The sequence below is a fragment of the Bradyrhizobium uaiense genome, from assembly GCF_010811875.1.
GTDB lineage: Bacteria > Pseudomonadota > Alphaproteobacteria > Rhizobiales > Xanthobacteraceae > Bradyrhizobium > Bradyrhizobium uaiense.
In genome coordinates this window covers 1-14,377 of record NZ_VKHP01000041.1, presented here as the reverse complement: position 1 = coordinate 14,377, position 14,377 = coordinate 1, and the positions used below count along the sequence as shown (strand labels likewise).

Sequence of the window (14,377 nt, the reverse complement as noted above, 5' to 3'; positions counted from 1 at the left end):
CCAAGATAGCTGAGGAAATTCGGACCCAATGATAAGAGCCCGCCGGTTCAACCCGGCGGGCTTCTAATTCACCGCCTTCGCCGCCGCGCGCCCCGCGTTGCGGCCCGAGAACAGGCAGCCGCCGAGGAATGTTCCCTCCAGCGAGCGATAGCCGTGCACGCCGCCGCCGCCGAAGCCCGCGGCCTCGCCGGCCGCGTAGAGCCCGCGAATGATCTGGTGATCCCTGCCGAACACGCGCGAATCGAGATCGGTCTCGAAGCCGCCGAGCGTCTTGCGGGTCAGGATGTTGAGCTTCACCGCGATCAGCGGGCCGTGCTCGGGATCGAGAATCCGATGCGGCTTCGCGGTCCGGATCAGCCTGTCGCCGATGTAGCGCCGCGCATTGTGCAGGTTCATCACCTGCGCGTCCTTGACATAGGGGTTGGTGATCTCGCGGTCGCGTGCCTCGATCTGCGTCCTGATGGCGTCGAGCTGCAACAGGTCATTGCCGACGAGCTTGTTCATGGCACTGACGAGGTCGGCGAGATTGTCGCGCACGATGAAGTCGGCGCCGTGCTGCTTGAACGCTTCCACCGGCGCCGGCGCGCCCTTGTTGGTGGCGCGCTTGATCGTCATGCGCCAGCTTTTTGCCGTCAGGTCCGGGTTCTGCTCCGAGCCCGACAGCGCGAATTCCTTCTTGATGATGCTCTGGGTCAGGATGAACCACGAATAATCGTAGCCCGTGCCCATGATGTAATGCAGCTGCCCGAGCGTGTCGGAGCCCGGGAACAGCGGCGCCGGCAGCCGCTTGCCTGACGCATCGAACCACATCGACGATGGTCCCGGAAGAATACGGATACCGTGGCGCGGCCAGATCGGGTTCCAGTTCTGGATGCCCTCCACGTAGTGCCACATGCGATCGCGGTTGATCAGCCTCCCGCCCGCGTGCTCGGTGATCCCGATCATGCGGCCGTCGACGTGTTCGGGCACGCCGGAGATCATGAACTTCGGCGGTGCGCCGAGCCGCTGCGGCCAGTTTTGCCGCACCAGATCGTGATTGCCGCCGATGCCGCCGGAGGCGACGATCACCGCCGGCGCACGCAGCGAAAAATCGCCGACGACGGTGCGCGAGGAGCTCTTGCCGCGCTCCACGGCTGATGGTTCGAGGATCGCGCCGCTCACGCCGTCGACCGCACCGTTGGTGACGCTGAGCGCATCGACGCGATGGCGGAACTTGAACAGCAGATGTCCGTTCTTCGCGGCCTCGCGCGCGCGCCGTTCGAACGGCTCGACGATGCCGGGGCCGGTACCCCAGGTGACGTGGAAGCGCGGCACCGAATTGCCGTGACCCATGGCGTCGTAGCCGCCGCGTTCGGCCCAGCCGACCACCGGGAAGATGCGATGGCCCATCGCGCGCAGCCAGTCGCGTTTCTCGCCGGTGGCGAAGGCGACATAGGCTTCGGCCCATTTGCGCGGCCAGTGATCCTCTTCGCGATCGAAACCCGCGGTGCCCATCCAGTCCTGCAGCGCGAGCTCGGCGGAATCCTTGATGCCGAGCCGGCGCTGTTCCGGCGAATCGACCAGGAACAATCCGCCGAACGACCAGAAGGCCTGGCCGCCGATGCTCTGCTCCCCTTCCTGGTCGAGCACGATGACGCGCTTGCCCGCGTCGGCGATCTCGGTTGCGGCGACCAGACCGGCAAGCCCGGCGCCAATCACGATCACATCTGCGTCGTCAGCCATTCTGATTTCCCCCGTCCGCCGGAATTCAAGACCGCGTCGTTGCGCGCGGTCAACGCCAAATGGACCTTGCCTGTGGCGGCGAGGCACCAAGTTGTTGCGGCAAGTTGTTCCAGTTTGGGACCTTTTCCACGCTCCACTGCAGCGTGGGCGCAACACCCAATTTGAATTTGTTTTGACCGGCTTCGCTCGTCTGGACAAAATTCCGCGGCCGCAACACGCTCACGATTGTCTTGCATCACAGACCAAACAGATTCGGTTTCGACTGGGGCTGGCCAAAATGAAGTTGATGACGGGGTTGCTCGCTGCGGTTCTCCTGCTGGCGGGAATGGGGGCGTCTCAAGCAGTGGTCAGGATCGCCGATGATCGTGGCGGCAAGATCGGCGTCTATGTCGACAGGTATCAAGATCTGCGCACGTCGGGCGAGACCGTGATCATCGACGGGCTGTGCGCCTCGGCCTGCACCATCGTGCTCGGCAAGGTTCCTCACGACCGGATCTGTGTGACCTCACACGCCAGTCTCGGCTTCCATGCGGCCTGGGACTACGGCGACAACGGCCGCCCGGTCCCCAATCCCGAAGCCACCCATATGCTGTACCTGATGTACCCGCCGGCGGTACGCAAATGGATCACGAATCGCGGTGGCCTGACCCGGCGCATGATCTTCCTGCAGGGCAAACAACTGCAGGCGCTGTACAAGCCGTGTTATCTCAACGCCCAGGCCTCGGCGAAGCCCGTGCATTGATCTGCCGGTCGCGGTTTGGCGTCCTCGCGCGTCATGGCCGGCAACCCCGGCATCGCGGGGCGAGCACCGGAAACCGCCTCGCTATCATTTGACGGTCTGCCACCGCCATTGCGCTTGCTGCCTGCCGGAACCCGGCCTATCTCAACCCCATGGTTCAGCCGATCTCCACCCGATCCGAGCTCATGACGGCTCCGCAGGGCCGGGTGGCGTCTGCGATCCTGTGGGGCGCCGCCGGCATCGGCGGATTGGCCCTGCTTGCCGCTGCCGCGCTCTGGTTCCACTACGGGACCGCGGTGTTTTTCGAAATGATCACGGCCGGCATCTCCGCCTGCTTCTGACAAGGACGCCCTCGCATCATGCCCCGGACCACGCGCCCATTGGTGATCTTCGCTGCCTTCGCGGGCAGTCTGGCGGTCGGCCTGTTCCTCATGCTGTGGGCGGTCGGCGGCTTGCGCACCGTCGCTGCGCCGGCCGCGATCGGCGGGCCGTTCCAGCTGACCGACCAGGTCGGCCAGACCGTCACCGACAAGAACCTTCAGGGCAAGCCGACGCTGATCTTCTTCGGCTTTACCCATTGCCCGGACATCTGCCCGACCTCGCTGTTCGAGATTTCCGAGGTCCTGAAGGCGATGGGTAAGGATGCCGACCGCGTGAATGCCTATTTCGTCTCGGTCGATCCGGAACGCGACACCGCTACGGCGATGAAGGACTACCTTTCGAGCTTCGATCCGCACCTCAAGGGCCTGACCGGCGATCCCGCCGCGATCGCCAAGGTGCTGTCGAGCTATCGCGTCTACGCCAAGAAAGTGCCGCTGAAGGATGGCGACTACACGATGGATCACACCGCGCTGATCTATTTGATGGACCGTGACGGCCATTTCGTCGCGCCGTTCAATCTGAAACGGACGCCGGAAGAGGCGGCCACCGATCTCAAACGGTATCTCTGATCGCTATTTCCGGTTGAGAAACAGCCCAATCGGCGCTCGCATCAGGCGCCGGATGGTCTATAAGCCGTTCAATTTCCTGAAATTGCCGGTTATGCCAAATTTGTCTGCCCAGCCCTTTGCCGTCCGCTCGCGCCAGTCTCGCCTGGCCGCGGGAATGATGGCGGCCGTCGTGTTTGTCATGGCGGGGCCTGCGGTCGCGCAGACGCCGCCGGCACAGGCCCCGGCTGCAAAGAACGCTCCGGCTCCGGCCCCCTCCACCAAGGCGGCCCCTGCACAGGCGGTGCCCGCATCGCCCCCGGCGGCGGCCGCTCCGCCGGCCACGACCCTGCCGCCCAAGGCCGCTGCCGAAGCAGCGCCGCAGGCGGTGCCCGGCTTCTGGGACCCGCGGCGCCGACCGGACCGGCCCGACCTGTCGCGCCTTACCGTGATTCGCTTCCTGACCGAGACCGATTATCCGCCCTTCAACTTCACCGGTCCGGACGGCAATCCGGCCGGCTTCAACGTCGACCTGGCGCGGGCGCTCTGCGACGAGATCAAGGTCACCTGCACCATCCAGATGCGGCGCTTCGAGACCCTGATCGATGCGCTCGCCACCAACCGCGGTGATGCCATCATCGCCTCGATGGCGGTGACGCCGCAGCTGCGCGCCAAGGTCGATTTCACCGATCCCTATTACCGTGCGCCGGCGCGCTTCGCGTCGCGCCGCGACAACGTGATGCCGGAAATCCGTCCCGAGTATCTCGAGGGCAAGAAGGTCGGTGTCATCGCCGGCACCTCGCACGAGGCCTACCTCAAGGCGATGTTCACCGACGCCGAGATCCATTCCTATCCGGATAACGACGCGCTGCGCGCGGCACTGCGCCGCGGCGAGGTCGACTTCATCTTCGGCGATGCGATCTCGCTCGCGTTCTGGATCAACGGCACCGATTCCGCCGAATGCTGCGCGTTTTCCGGCGGCCCCTTCGTCGAGAGCCGCTTTTTCGGCGAGGGCGTCGGCATCGCGGTGCGCAAGGGCAACGACCTGCTTCGGCAGTCGCTGAACTGGGCGCTGTTCCGGATCTGGGAAAAAGGCCGCTTCACCGATCTGTGGCTGCGTTATTTCTCGATCAGCCCGTTCTGAGGAACGAGTGTCTTCACCTCGCCCCGCCTGCGGGGAGAGGTCGGAATTCAAGCGCAGCTTGAATTCCGGGTGAGGGGGATTCACCGCGATTCCGGCTCTTGCCGTTGATGCGGATCGAGCCCCTCACCCCAACCCTCTCCCCGCAAGGGCGGGGCGAGGGAGCAGGCACCGCTGCCGTCGTTTTGCATTTTGCCGCGAAAGCGTTAGTTTTCGCGGCCTTTTTGGAGAAAGCCTGAAGAATGTCCGTGATTGATCTTGCTGCCAGCCCGAGCGACCTGCGGGCGCTCGCCGAACAATCCAACGCCTGGCCGTTCGAGCAGGCGAAAGCGATTGTGGCGCGGCTGAAGAAAAATCCGAAGGACGAGGTGCTGTTCGAGACCGGCTACGGCCCCTCGGGCCTGCCGCATATCGGCACGTTCGGCGAGGTCGCGCGCACCACGATGGTGCGCCATGCCTTCCGCGTGCTGACCGAGGACAAGATCAAGACCCGCCTGCTCGCCTTCTCCGACGACATGGACGGTCTGCGCAAGGTGCCGGACAACGTGCCGAACAAGGAGATGCTCGCGCAGCATCTCGGCAAGCCGCTGACCAAGGTGCCCGATCCGTTCGGCACCCATCCGAGCTTCGGCCAGCACAACAATGCGCGGCTGCGCGCCTTCCTCGATCAGTTCGGCTTCGACTACGAATTCGCGAGCTCGACCGAGTATTACACCTCCGGCCGGTTCGATGCCGCGCTGCTGCGCATGCTGGAGCGGATCGAGAAGGTGATGGCGATCATGCTGCCGTCGCTGCGCGAGGAGCGGGCGGCGAGCTACTCGCCGTTCCTGCCGATCTGTCCGCGCACCGGCCTCGTGCTCTACGTGCCGGTGACGGCGCACGACGCCAAGGCCGGTACGATTTCTTACGAGGATCCCGACACCAAGGAGAGCGTCACCGTTCCCGTCACCGGCGGCCGCTGCAAGCTGCAATGGAAGCCGGATTGGGCGATGCGCTGGTACGCGCTCGGCGTCGACTACGAAATGGCCGGCAAGGACCTGATCGACTCGGTGAAGCTGTCCGCCAAGATCTGCTCGGCGCTCGGCGGCACGCCGCCCGAAGGCTTCAACTACGAGCTGTTCCTCGACGAGAAGGGCCAGAAGATTTCGAAGTCGAAGGGCAACGGGCTCACCATCGATGAATGGCTGCGCTACGCGTCACCGGAATCGCTGTCGCTGTTCATGTACCGCGAGCCGAAGGCGGCGAAGCGACTCTATTTCGACGTCATCCCGCGCAATGTCGACGACTACCAGCAGTTCCTCGACGGCTTCACGCGGCAGGAGGCGCGGCAGCAGCTGCAGAATCCGGTCTGGCACATCCATTCCGGCAAGCCGCCGCAGGCCGACATGCCCGTCACCTTCCAGCTCTTGCTGACGCTGGTATCGTCGTCGAACGCGGAGAACGCCGAGACGCTGTGGGGCTTCATCGGCCGCTATCGGCCCGGCGTGACGCCACAGACCCATCCGAAGCTCGACGCGATGGTCGGCTACGCCATCAACTACTATCGCGACTTCGTGGCGCCGACCAAGCAGTTCCGCGAGCCGACCGAAGGTGAGCGTGCCGCGCTGCAGGATCTGCGCGATGCGCTCGCCAACATGCCTGCAAGTGCGACCGCGGAAGACATCCAGAACGTGGTCTACGAGATCGGCCGCCGCGAGCCGTTCCTCGACATGGTCAAGAAGGGCAAGGACGGTCGTCCCGGTGTCTCGCTCGACTGGTTCAACATGCTCTACCAGGTGCTGCTCGGTCAGGAGAAGGGCCCGCGCTTCGGCTCCTTCGTCGCAGTCTACGGCGTGCAGAATGCGGTCAACATGATCGACGGCGCGCTGGCGCGTTCGTCGTAGGCTTCGATCTCTCCCAAGGGGAGGGACAAAGAGCCGCAAAAGCGGATGGCAGTCCTGCCCCAATTTCAGCGAGGGTTCGAGCGGGATTGCGCTAAACTCGCTCCCATAAAATCAGCACGGCCTCCGCAGAGAGGCCGGCACAGATGGGAGCATGCGCATGCAGTTCAGAGTTTCGCCGACATCGCTGCGGGACAGTTCGAGCGCCGAGGAATGGCAGGCGCGGGTCGATCTCGCGGCGGCGCATCGGCTCGCCTACATCCACGGCTTTTCGGAAGGCATCTTCAACCATCTCACCTTCGTGGTGCCCGGCCGCACCGATCGCTATTACCAGATCCCGTTCGGCATGCACTGGTCGGAAGTAACCGCGTCGTCCTTCATGGAGGTCGGCATCGACGATGCCGAGGTGAAGCGCGGCGAGGGTGAGGTCGAGCGCTCCTGCTTCTGCATCCATGCGCCGATCCACAAGGCGTTGCCGCAGGCCAAGGCGGTGTTCCACACCCACATGCCGTATGCGAGCGCGCTGACGCGGCTCGAGGATCCGCGCATCAAGGAGATCGGCCAGACCGAGGTCGGGCTGTCGGAGGCGATCGCCTATGACGATCTCTACACCGGCCCTGCGCTCGATCCCGAGGAAGGCGCACGGCTCGCCAAGGTGATCGGCAACAAGACCATCCTGTTCATGGCCAACCACGGCATCTCGACCGTCGGCGAAACCGTCGCCGATGCCTATGACCGGCTCTATTACATCGAGCGCGCCGCGCAGGTGCAGATCTATGCGATGTGGACCCGGCAGCCGCTGAAGCAATTGCCGCAGCATGTGGTGGAGAAGACCAAGCGCGATTTCCGCGACGACCATCTCTACAACGGCCCGTCCCCGGCGCAGCGGCATTTCGATGCGCTGAAGCGGATGCTGGACCGCAAGGAGCCGGACTACGCGACGTAAGCGCAGCCAGTGCGGCAAATTCATCGTCGTCCCGGCGAAGGCCGGGACCTATTGCCACAGGGTTGGGTTGTTAGAACAGGCCGCGGCCCCGGCGTGCGTAAGCGCAATGAGTGGTGGTTATGGGTCCCGGCCTTCGCCGGGACGACACCGTTGGTGTGGCGGCTTGCGATGATCGCTACTGGCTCGCCCACACCACGCGCGCGATCCACGTGACCTCTTCGGCATCGAGCATGCGGTCGGGATGCTCCGGATTGAGCGAGGCGAGTTCCAGCACCTTGCCGGTGCGGCGCTTCAGTTCCTTCACCATCACCTCGCCGCCGGTGGTGCGCACCACGACGCGGTCGCCGCGGCGGATCGCGGTCGCCGGTGACACCACGATGATGTCACCTTCGCGATAGGCCGGCTTCATCGAGTCGCCCTCGATCTCCAGCGCATAGGCGTGCTCGTCTGTTGTCGCCGGCAGCGCCACTTCATCCCAGCCCTTGCCGGCGGGAAAGCCGGAGTCGTCGAAATAGCCGCCGGCGCCGGCTTGGGCGAAGCCGAGCAACGGCACTGATTGGCCGGCGCGCGGGCCGTCGCCGAGCAGCTGCACGAACGTCTCCATGCTGGCATTGCTCGCGGCCAGCGCCTTGGAGAGCGATTCGGTCGAAGGCCAGCGCTCGCGGCCGTCGCCGGTCACGCGCTTGGACTTGTTGAAGGTGGTGGGATCGAGACCGGACTGCTTGGCGAGACCGGACGGTGACAGGCCGGCGCGTTCGGCGAGCCGATCGAGTGCGGCCCAGACCTGCGCGTGGGTCAGCGGTCGGGCGGCTTTGGGTTGCTTGGCCATCGAGGACATCCCCCGGGTGGTATCCTAGGAATTATTGCCTGAAACTTGGGATTTTCGCAAATCTGCCGCCGGATCTGTCCCGGCACGGCTTGAGTTGCGCCGCTGCCGCCGATACGGTCCCTCGCTCGCCACATGGCGTCTGGGGCATTTCCCCTCAAATCCGGATAAAACCCCAAGAGACTCAAGGACAAAAGGGAAGGCCGGGCCGTGCCTATGATCTACAAAATCACCCCCGCTTCGGCCTGGCGCGAGGCCGAGCGGCAGGGCGTGTACCGGGGCAGTGCGGACGACAATCGCGACGGCTTCATCCATTTTTCCACCGCCGCCCAGGTGGCCGAGACCGCGCGCAAGCACTACCACGGGCAAACCGGCCTGTTCCTGGTCGCGGTCGATGCCGATGCGCTGGGCGACGCCCTGCGCTGGGAGCGGTCGCGCAATGACGAGCTGTTCCCGCATCTCTATGGCGAACTCGACCTCGGTGCGGTCACCGAAATCCTCAGCCTGCGCGCGCGCTCCGACGGTGGCCACGACGTTCCGGAGCTCAAGCCGTGATCCGTGCCTTCGACGCCTTCTCGTTGCCGCTGCTGCGCTGGTTCGATCCGGAAGATGCCCATCGCATGGCGATCCAGGGCCTCAAGCTGTTGCCGCCGATCCGGCAACGGGTGGATGATCCCAAGCTCGCGGTGCGCGCCTTCGGACTGAACTTCCCGAACCCGATCGGCATGGCGGCGGGTTTCGACAAGAGCGCCGAGGTGCCCGACGCGCTGCTGCGGCTCGGCTTCGGCTTTGTCGAGATCGGGTCGGTGACGCCGAAGCCGCAGGCCGGCAATCCGCGGCCGCGGCTGTTTCGCCTGGAGCGCGACGAAGCCGTCATCAACCGTATGGGCTTCAACAATGACGGTGCGGAAGCCGTGCTGCGCCGGCTTGCCGCGCGCGCCGGCGCCGCCGGCATCGTCGGGGTCAATGTCGGGGCCAATAAGGATTCGGCCGACCGCGTCGCCGACTATGTGAAGCTGATCGAGACGTTCGCGCCGGTCGCGAGCTATTTCACCGTCAACGTCTCCTCGCCGAATACGCCGGGCCTGCGCAATCTGCAGCAATCGGCGGCGCTCGACGATCTGCTGGCGCGGGTGATCGATACCCGCGAGCGCGTGCGCAAGAACGCCGGCGATTCCCCGGTGCTGCTGAAGATCGCGCCGGACCTGAGCCTCGCCGAGCTCGACGACGTCGTGCACATCGCGCGCTCGCGGCGCGTCGACGGCATGATCGTCGCCAACACCACGCTGGCACGTCCCTCGACCTTGCGCGAAGACAACCGCGCCAAGGAGCAGGGCGGTCTGTCGGGCCGTCCGCTGTACCGTCTGTCGACGCGGATGGTGGCCGAGACCTATGTCCGCGTCGAAGGCGCGTTTCCGCTGATCGGCGTCGGTGGTATCGATTCCGGCGGTGCGGCGCTGACCAAGATCCGCGCCGGGGCCAGCCTGATCCAGCTGTATTCCTCGCTGGTCTACAAGGGCATCGGCCTGGTCGACGACATCAAGCGCGATCTGTCCTCGACCTTGCTGCGGACGGGGCGCGACTCGCTGTCGGAGATCGTCGGCGCGGATGCTGCGACCATCACCGCCGAGGATTGGCCGGCGAGGTAGGTGTCCGTAGCCCGGATGGAGCGCAATCCGGCTGCGCCCTAACCTCCCCTTGAAAAGGGGAGGTCGCTTTGCTCGCCAGAGCAAAGCGGGTGGGGATCAGCTCTCTCCATGAGCTGCGTCGCCTGTGGCCTGACCCCCATCCCGACCTTCCCCCTTTCAGGGGGAAGGGGAAGAGAACTTCGTAGCCCGGATGGAGCGCAGCGCAATCCAGGTCTTGCCGAGGGCGGAGACCCCGGATTTCGCTTCGCTCCATCCGGGCTACGAATCTACGATTTGAATGACTTCTTCAGCAGCGCCGGATAGCGCAGGCCCTGCAAGCCGCCGCGCGCGACGTAGAAGCCGAGCAGCGCGATCCACAGGCCGGTGTTGCCGTATCCGCTCAGCACCCACCAGGCGGCGAGGAAGATCGCGAGCGAGGCCAGCATCAGATTGCGCATCTCGCGCGCCCAGGTCGCGCCGACATAGATGCCGTCGAAGCCGAACGCGAACACGCCGGGCAGAGGGGCCAGGATCACGAACACCAGGAACTCGCGCGCATAGCGGCGCACGTCCTCGCTGGTCGTCATCAAATTGATCAGCGCCGGTCCGAACAGCGCGAACAGCACCGAGACCACCAGCGCGAAGCCTGTGCCCCACAGCAGTACCAGCCGGGTCGAATCGGCGAAGCCGCGTCCGTCGCGCGCGCCGAAAGCGCGGCCGCACAGCTGCTGCGCGGCGTTGGCGAGGCCGTCGAGGAAGAAGGCACTCACCAGCAGGAAATTGTTCAGCACCGAATTCGCCGCCAGGGTCACGTCGCCTTCGCGCGCGCCCTTTGCGGTGAAGAACAGGAACACGACGATCAGCGCCGCGGTGCGGACCATGATGTCGCGGTTGACCGCCAGCATGCGCGTCAGCTTGGCGCGATCGAACAGCGTGGCCGCGGGAACCGCAAAGCCGCCTTGCGAGATCCGCCACGCCACGACGATGCCGGCAACGAAACCGGTGGTCTCGGCGAGCACGGCGGCGATTGCGGCGCCGGCAATGCCGGCGCCATAGGCCTGCACCAGCAGCACGGTTGCGATCATGTTGATGATGTTGATCACGATCTGCAGCGCCAGCGCCAGATTGGCGCGCGCCTGGCCGACCAGCCAGCCCAGGATGACGTAGTTGGCGAGCGCCAGCGGCGCCGACCAGATCCGGATCATGAAATAGCTCTTGGCCGCGCGCGTGACGCCCTCGCTGCCGCCCATCAGCTGGAATGTGACTGCGGCGAGCGGCACCTGCAGCGCGATCAACGCCGCGCCGATCAAGCCGGCGACGATGAAGCCGCGCACCAGGATCGCGGCATATTCCTGTGGCTCGCCCGCACCCTGCGCCTGCGCGGTGAAGGCCAGCGTGCTCATGCGCAGGAAGGCGAACAGCCAGAACAGGCAATCGAAGATCACCGAGGCCATCGCCACGCCGCCTAGCAGCGCGGCATCGTCGAGCCGGCCGATCGCGGTGGTCGAGACGATGCCGATCAGCGGCGTGGTCAAATTGGCGACCATCGCGGGGCCGGCGATGGCGAAAACCTGGCGGCTCGTGATCTTCTGGTGAACGGGGGCGTGCATGGCTACAATTGTGAGGAACGTCCAATTTTATCGCCTTGTCCGCCGCGCGGCCATGCTCGAATTGTTCTCAGAGCAATGCGGTGGCGAGGGGGCTGGGCAGCCCGCGAAGCAATTGCATCGTCAGAACACCACGACCATGCCGTCGCTTGCTGCCGTGTAAGGCAGCTCGTCGACGCGGCCGAGCATGTCGTCGCTCATGTGGGTCAGCACCACGCGTTTGGCGTTGATCGCTGGTAAATGCGCTTCCAGTGTTTTCAGGCTGAGATGGTTCTTGACCATCTTGTCGTAGGTATAGGCTTCGGCGATGAACAGATCGGCGTCCCGCGCCGCCGGGATCAGCGCGTCGGTCCACTCGGTGTCGGCGCTGTAGCTGACGATTCGGCCTTCCGCCTCGACGCGATAGGCGAGGTGCGGCCCGCCGGATTCGCCATGCACCACCGGGTAGGGCGTCACGGTCACCTCGCCGAAGGTGCGCCGCTCTCGCTGCGTGAGCGTGACAACGGACAGATCGAAGCGCTGTCTGGTTTTGGAGGAGTGCTCGAACATCACCTCCATCACTTCGGGCAGTTTCGTCTCGATGCCTTCGGGACCTGCGATCACCAGCGGCCGGGTGCGGCGCGAGAATTGCGCGTCGAGCAGGAAGAACGGCAGGCCGGCAAAATGGTCGCCGTGGAAATGCGTGATCAGGATCAGGTCGATGGCGTCGCGGTCGATCTCGAGCCGCTTCATCGCGGGAAGCGATGAAGCGCCGCAGTCGATCAGGAAATTGGCCGGCGCGCCGCTGACGTGAAAGCAGGTGTTGAAGCGGCCGCCGGAGCCGAATGCATCGCCGCAGCCGACAAATCGCAATTGCATCTGCTGCGAGCTTTCCCTGGGATCAGCGGCCGCGTGGCGCGCCGAACAGCCGTGACAGGAACCAGATCGGGATCACGATCACGGCGCCGAGCAGGAAGTAGCGCCAGGCCCAGTTGATCGCGTCGAAGCCGAAATCCCAAAGGCTCTGGAACAGCCTGCGGATGCTATGGAGAATGTTCCACGGGTCGAGGCCGATCGCGGCGAGCACGACGCCGACCAGGATCGAGAGCAGGATCAACCGGAACGCCACCGAGAGCGGCGAGCCGCCGAGAAAGCGGTACAGGCCGTCGCTCTGGCCGCCGGCCGGCAAGTCCCTGACGTCGTTGGGCATCGTTGTCTCCTGGCGGAATCGCCCGCGCATTATAGGTCACGGCGGTGCACATGGGAAACCCGCGGGGCGCGATCAATGGCTGCCATGCGGCTTGCGGGTTTAACTTCCTGTCATGGAGATTAACATCCGTTCAAGTGTCTCCAGCCGGTCGGCTTCGCGCGGAGGCTTGTCCCAGCGCAGGCGGCTGATGCGGGGAAAGCGCATCGCGACGCCGGATTTGTGACGCGGCGAGCGCTGCAGGCCCTCGAAGGCGACTTCCAGCACCAGCCCCTGATCCGGCTCATGTACGACGTGCCGCACCGGCCCGAACTTCTCGGTGGTGTTGCGGCGGACGAAGCGGTCGATCTGCAGCAGCTCCTCGTCGGTGAAGCCGAAATAGGCCTTGCCGACCGGCACCAGCTCGTCGCCGGCCTCGCCACGGGTCCAGACCCCGAACGTATAGTCGGAGTAGTAGGACGAGCGCTTGCCGTGGCCGCGCTGCGCATACATGAGCACCGCGTCGATGATTTGCGGATCGCGCTTCCATTTCCACCACGGGCCTTTGGGCCTCCCAGGCAGATAGGGTGCGTCGCGCCGCTTCAGCATCACGCCTTCGACCGCGTCCGCATCGTCGCCGGCGCCTGCGCTCTTCGGATCGGCGCGCGCGGCGGCGAGTTCTTCCCAGCTTGCGAACGGCACGGTCGGCGACAGGTCGATGCGCGGATCGTTCAGCCTGGCGACGAAGGCTTCGAGCTGCGCACGCCGTTCGGTGAACGGCAGCTCGCGCAGATCGTTCGCGTCGTCGCCGAGCAGGTCGTAGGCGCGCAGATGAATTGGGAATTCCTTGATCAGCTTCGGCGAGACGACTTTGCGGTTCAGCCGTTGCTGCAAGACGTTGAAGGTCTGCACGCGGCCGTCGCGCAGCACCAGCAATTCGCCGTCGATCGCGCCGGGCAGATGCAGCGACGGCACCAGGTCGGGGAAGCTGCCGGTGATGTCCTCGCCGGTGCGCGAATAGAGCCGCGCCTGGAGGTGGCCGCGCGCATCACGACCGGCGACTGCCTGCACGCGGATGCCGTCCCATTTCCATTCCGCGCTGAAATCGGCGGCGTCGAGATTGGCAAAGTCCGCATCCTCGATCGCATGCGCCAGCATCACCGGGCGGAATGGGGTCGGGTCGCTGTTGACAGGCTTGTCGCCGCGGCCTTCGAGCCAGGCGAACAGGTCGAGATAGGGCGGCGACAGCCCCGGCCACATCAGCTCGATCTCGTGCGGGTCCTTGTCGCCGAGTGCGGCCGCTGCGGTCTTCGCCAGCCGCGCCGAGATCCCGATCCGCATCGCGCCGGTGACGAGCTTCAGCAACGCCCAGCGTCCGGTCTCGTCGAGCTCGTCCAGCCAGCGCGCCAGCTGTGCCGGCAGCTCGGCCTTGCCGAGCGTGCGCAGCGTGGTGACGACGTCGGTCAGGGTCGGGGGAGGCGGGTTGTTGTGGAGAGTGTTGCGCATGCGTGGGTCATCACTTGCATCGCGCCCGCGGTACCCCTCTCCCTCACCCTCCCCCGCAAGGGGGGAGGGAGCTCAACCACCGCGGTCACCTCACAACGATGTTGAGGTAACTGATGTCGGTGAGGGACGCACAAGCGGACGGGTTCCCTCCCCCCTTGCGGGGGAGGGTGAGGGAGAGGGGTACCGCGGGCGCGATGCAAGTGAGAACACACGACAGCGCAACACTCTCCACACACAACCCACGCCCCCGACCCGGCCCGACGGCGCACAGAGCATAAGCCAAAAGCCCGG

General features: G+C 65.3%; 13 protein-coding genes and 1 pseudogene. 8 read left to right on the top strand and 6 right to left on the bottom strand.

Features of this window, described 5'->3' with window-relative positions; all coding sequences use genetic code 11:
* Window positions 1-63: 63 nt before the first annotated feature.
* Complete coding sequence (locus FNJ47_RS12845; protein ID WP_163153522.1) at window positions 64-1,722, bottom strand: FAD-binding dehydrogenase; 1,659 nt, start codon at window positions 1,720-1,722, stop codon at window positions 64-66.
* Window positions 1,723-1,999: 277 nt separating this feature from the next.
* Between FNJ47_RS12845 and FNJ47_RS12840 the strand changes: the two genes are divergently transcribed.
* From FNJ47_RS12840 to FNJ47_RS12815, 6 genes are all read left to right on the top strand, one after another.
* On the top strand, window positions 2,000-2,464 hold the full coding sequence (locus FNJ47_RS12840) for a hypothetical protein (RefSeq protein WP_163153573.1): 465 nt from the start codon (window positions 2,000-2,002) through the stop codon (window positions 2,462-2,464).
* Between the two features lie 182 nt (window positions 2,465-2,646).
* Window positions 2,647-2,802 (top strand): hypothetical protein, encoded by a 156-nt coding sequence (locus FNJ47_RS12835; protein ID WP_229186397.1) that lies wholly within the window; start codon window positions 2,647-2,649, stop codon window positions 2,800-2,802.
* Window positions 2,803-2,820: 18 nt separating this feature from the next.
* Window positions 2,821-3,411, top strand: coding sequence for an SCO family protein (locus tag FNJ47_RS12830; protein WP_163153518.1), 591 nt, complete (start codon window positions 2,821-2,823; stop codon window positions 3,409-3,411).
* Window positions 3,412-3,502: 91 nt separating this feature from the next.
* A complete protein-coding gene (locus tag FNJ47_RS12825; RefSeq protein WP_163153516.1) occupies window positions 3,503-4,531 on the top strand; it encodes an ABC transporter substrate-binding protein in 1,029 nt (342 codons plus the stop codon).
* A gap of 239 nt (window positions 4,532-4,770) precedes the next feature.
* The gene (locus FNJ47_RS12820) at window positions 4,771-6,411 is read left to right on the top strand and encodes a lysine--tRNA ligase (RefSeq protein ID WP_163153514.1); all 1,641 of its coding nucleotides are present in this window, start codon (window positions 4,771-4,773) and stop codon (window positions 6,409-6,411) included.
* 157 nt (window positions 6,412-6,568) lie between these two features.
* Window positions 6,569-7,354 carry a class II aldolase/adducin family protein gene (locus FNJ47_RS12815; protein ID WP_235999851.1) on the top strand — a complete coding sequence of 262 codons (786 nt, stop codon included), beginning with the start codon at window positions 6,569-6,571 and terminating at the stop codon, window positions 7,352-7,354.
* Window positions 7,355-7,529: 175 nt separating this feature from the next.
* Here the strand turns inward: FNJ47_RS12815 and FNJ47_RS12810 are convergent, their stop codons facing one another.
* Window positions 7,530-8,183, bottom strand: a complete 654-nt coding sequence (locus FNJ47_RS12810; RefSeq protein WP_163153511.1) for a S24 family peptidase — start codon at window positions 8,181-8,183, stop codon at window positions 7,530-7,532.
* A 207-nt stretch (window positions 8,184-8,390) separates the two neighbouring features.
* Between FNJ47_RS12810 and FNJ47_RS12805 the strand changes: the two genes are divergently transcribed.
* Complete coding sequence (locus FNJ47_RS12805; protein ID WP_163153508.1) at window positions 8,391-8,735, top strand: DUF952 domain-containing protein; 345 nt, start codon at window positions 8,391-8,393, stop codon at window positions 8,733-8,735.
* Window positions 8,732-9,829 (top strand): quinone-dependent dihydroorotate dehydrogenase, encoded by a 1,098-nt coding sequence (locus FNJ47_RS12800; RefSeq protein WP_163153506.1) that lies wholly within the window; start codon window positions 8,732-8,734, stop codon window positions 9,827-9,829. The genes FNJ47_RS12805 and FNJ47_RS12800 overlap by 4 nt, the downstream gene beginning before the upstream one ends.
* Before the next feature lie 266 nt (window positions 9,830-10,095).
* Here FNJ47_RS12800 and FNJ47_RS12795 read toward each other — a convergent pair whose 3' ends face one another.
* From FNJ47_RS12795 to FNJ47_RS12780, 4 genes and pseudogenes are all read right to left on the bottom strand, one after another.
* On the bottom strand, window positions 10,096-11,418 hold the full coding sequence (locus FNJ47_RS12795) for an MATE family efflux transporter (RefSeq protein ID WP_163153504.1): 1,323 nt from the start codon (window positions 11,416-11,418) through the stop codon (window positions 10,096-10,098).
* Window positions 11,419-11,538: 120 nt separating this feature from the next.
* Entirely contained in the window at window positions 11,539-12,273 is a 735-nt protein-coding gene (locus FNJ47_RS12790; RefSeq protein ID WP_163153502.1) for an MBL fold metallo-hydrolase, read from the bottom strand.
* A gap of 22 nt (window positions 12,274-12,295) precedes the next feature.
* On the bottom strand, window positions 12,296-12,604 hold the full coding sequence (locus FNJ47_RS12785; RefSeq protein ID WP_163153500.1) for a DUF6460 domain-containing protein: 309 nt from the start codon (window positions 12,602-12,604) through the stop codon (window positions 12,296-12,298).
* Window positions 12,605-12,703: 99 nt separating this feature from the next.
* Window positions 12,704-14,158: pseudogene (locus FNJ47_RS12780) on the bottom strand (cisplatin damage response ATP-dependent DNA ligase); the annotation flags it as partial.
* Window positions 14,159-14,377 lie beyond the last annotated feature (219 nt).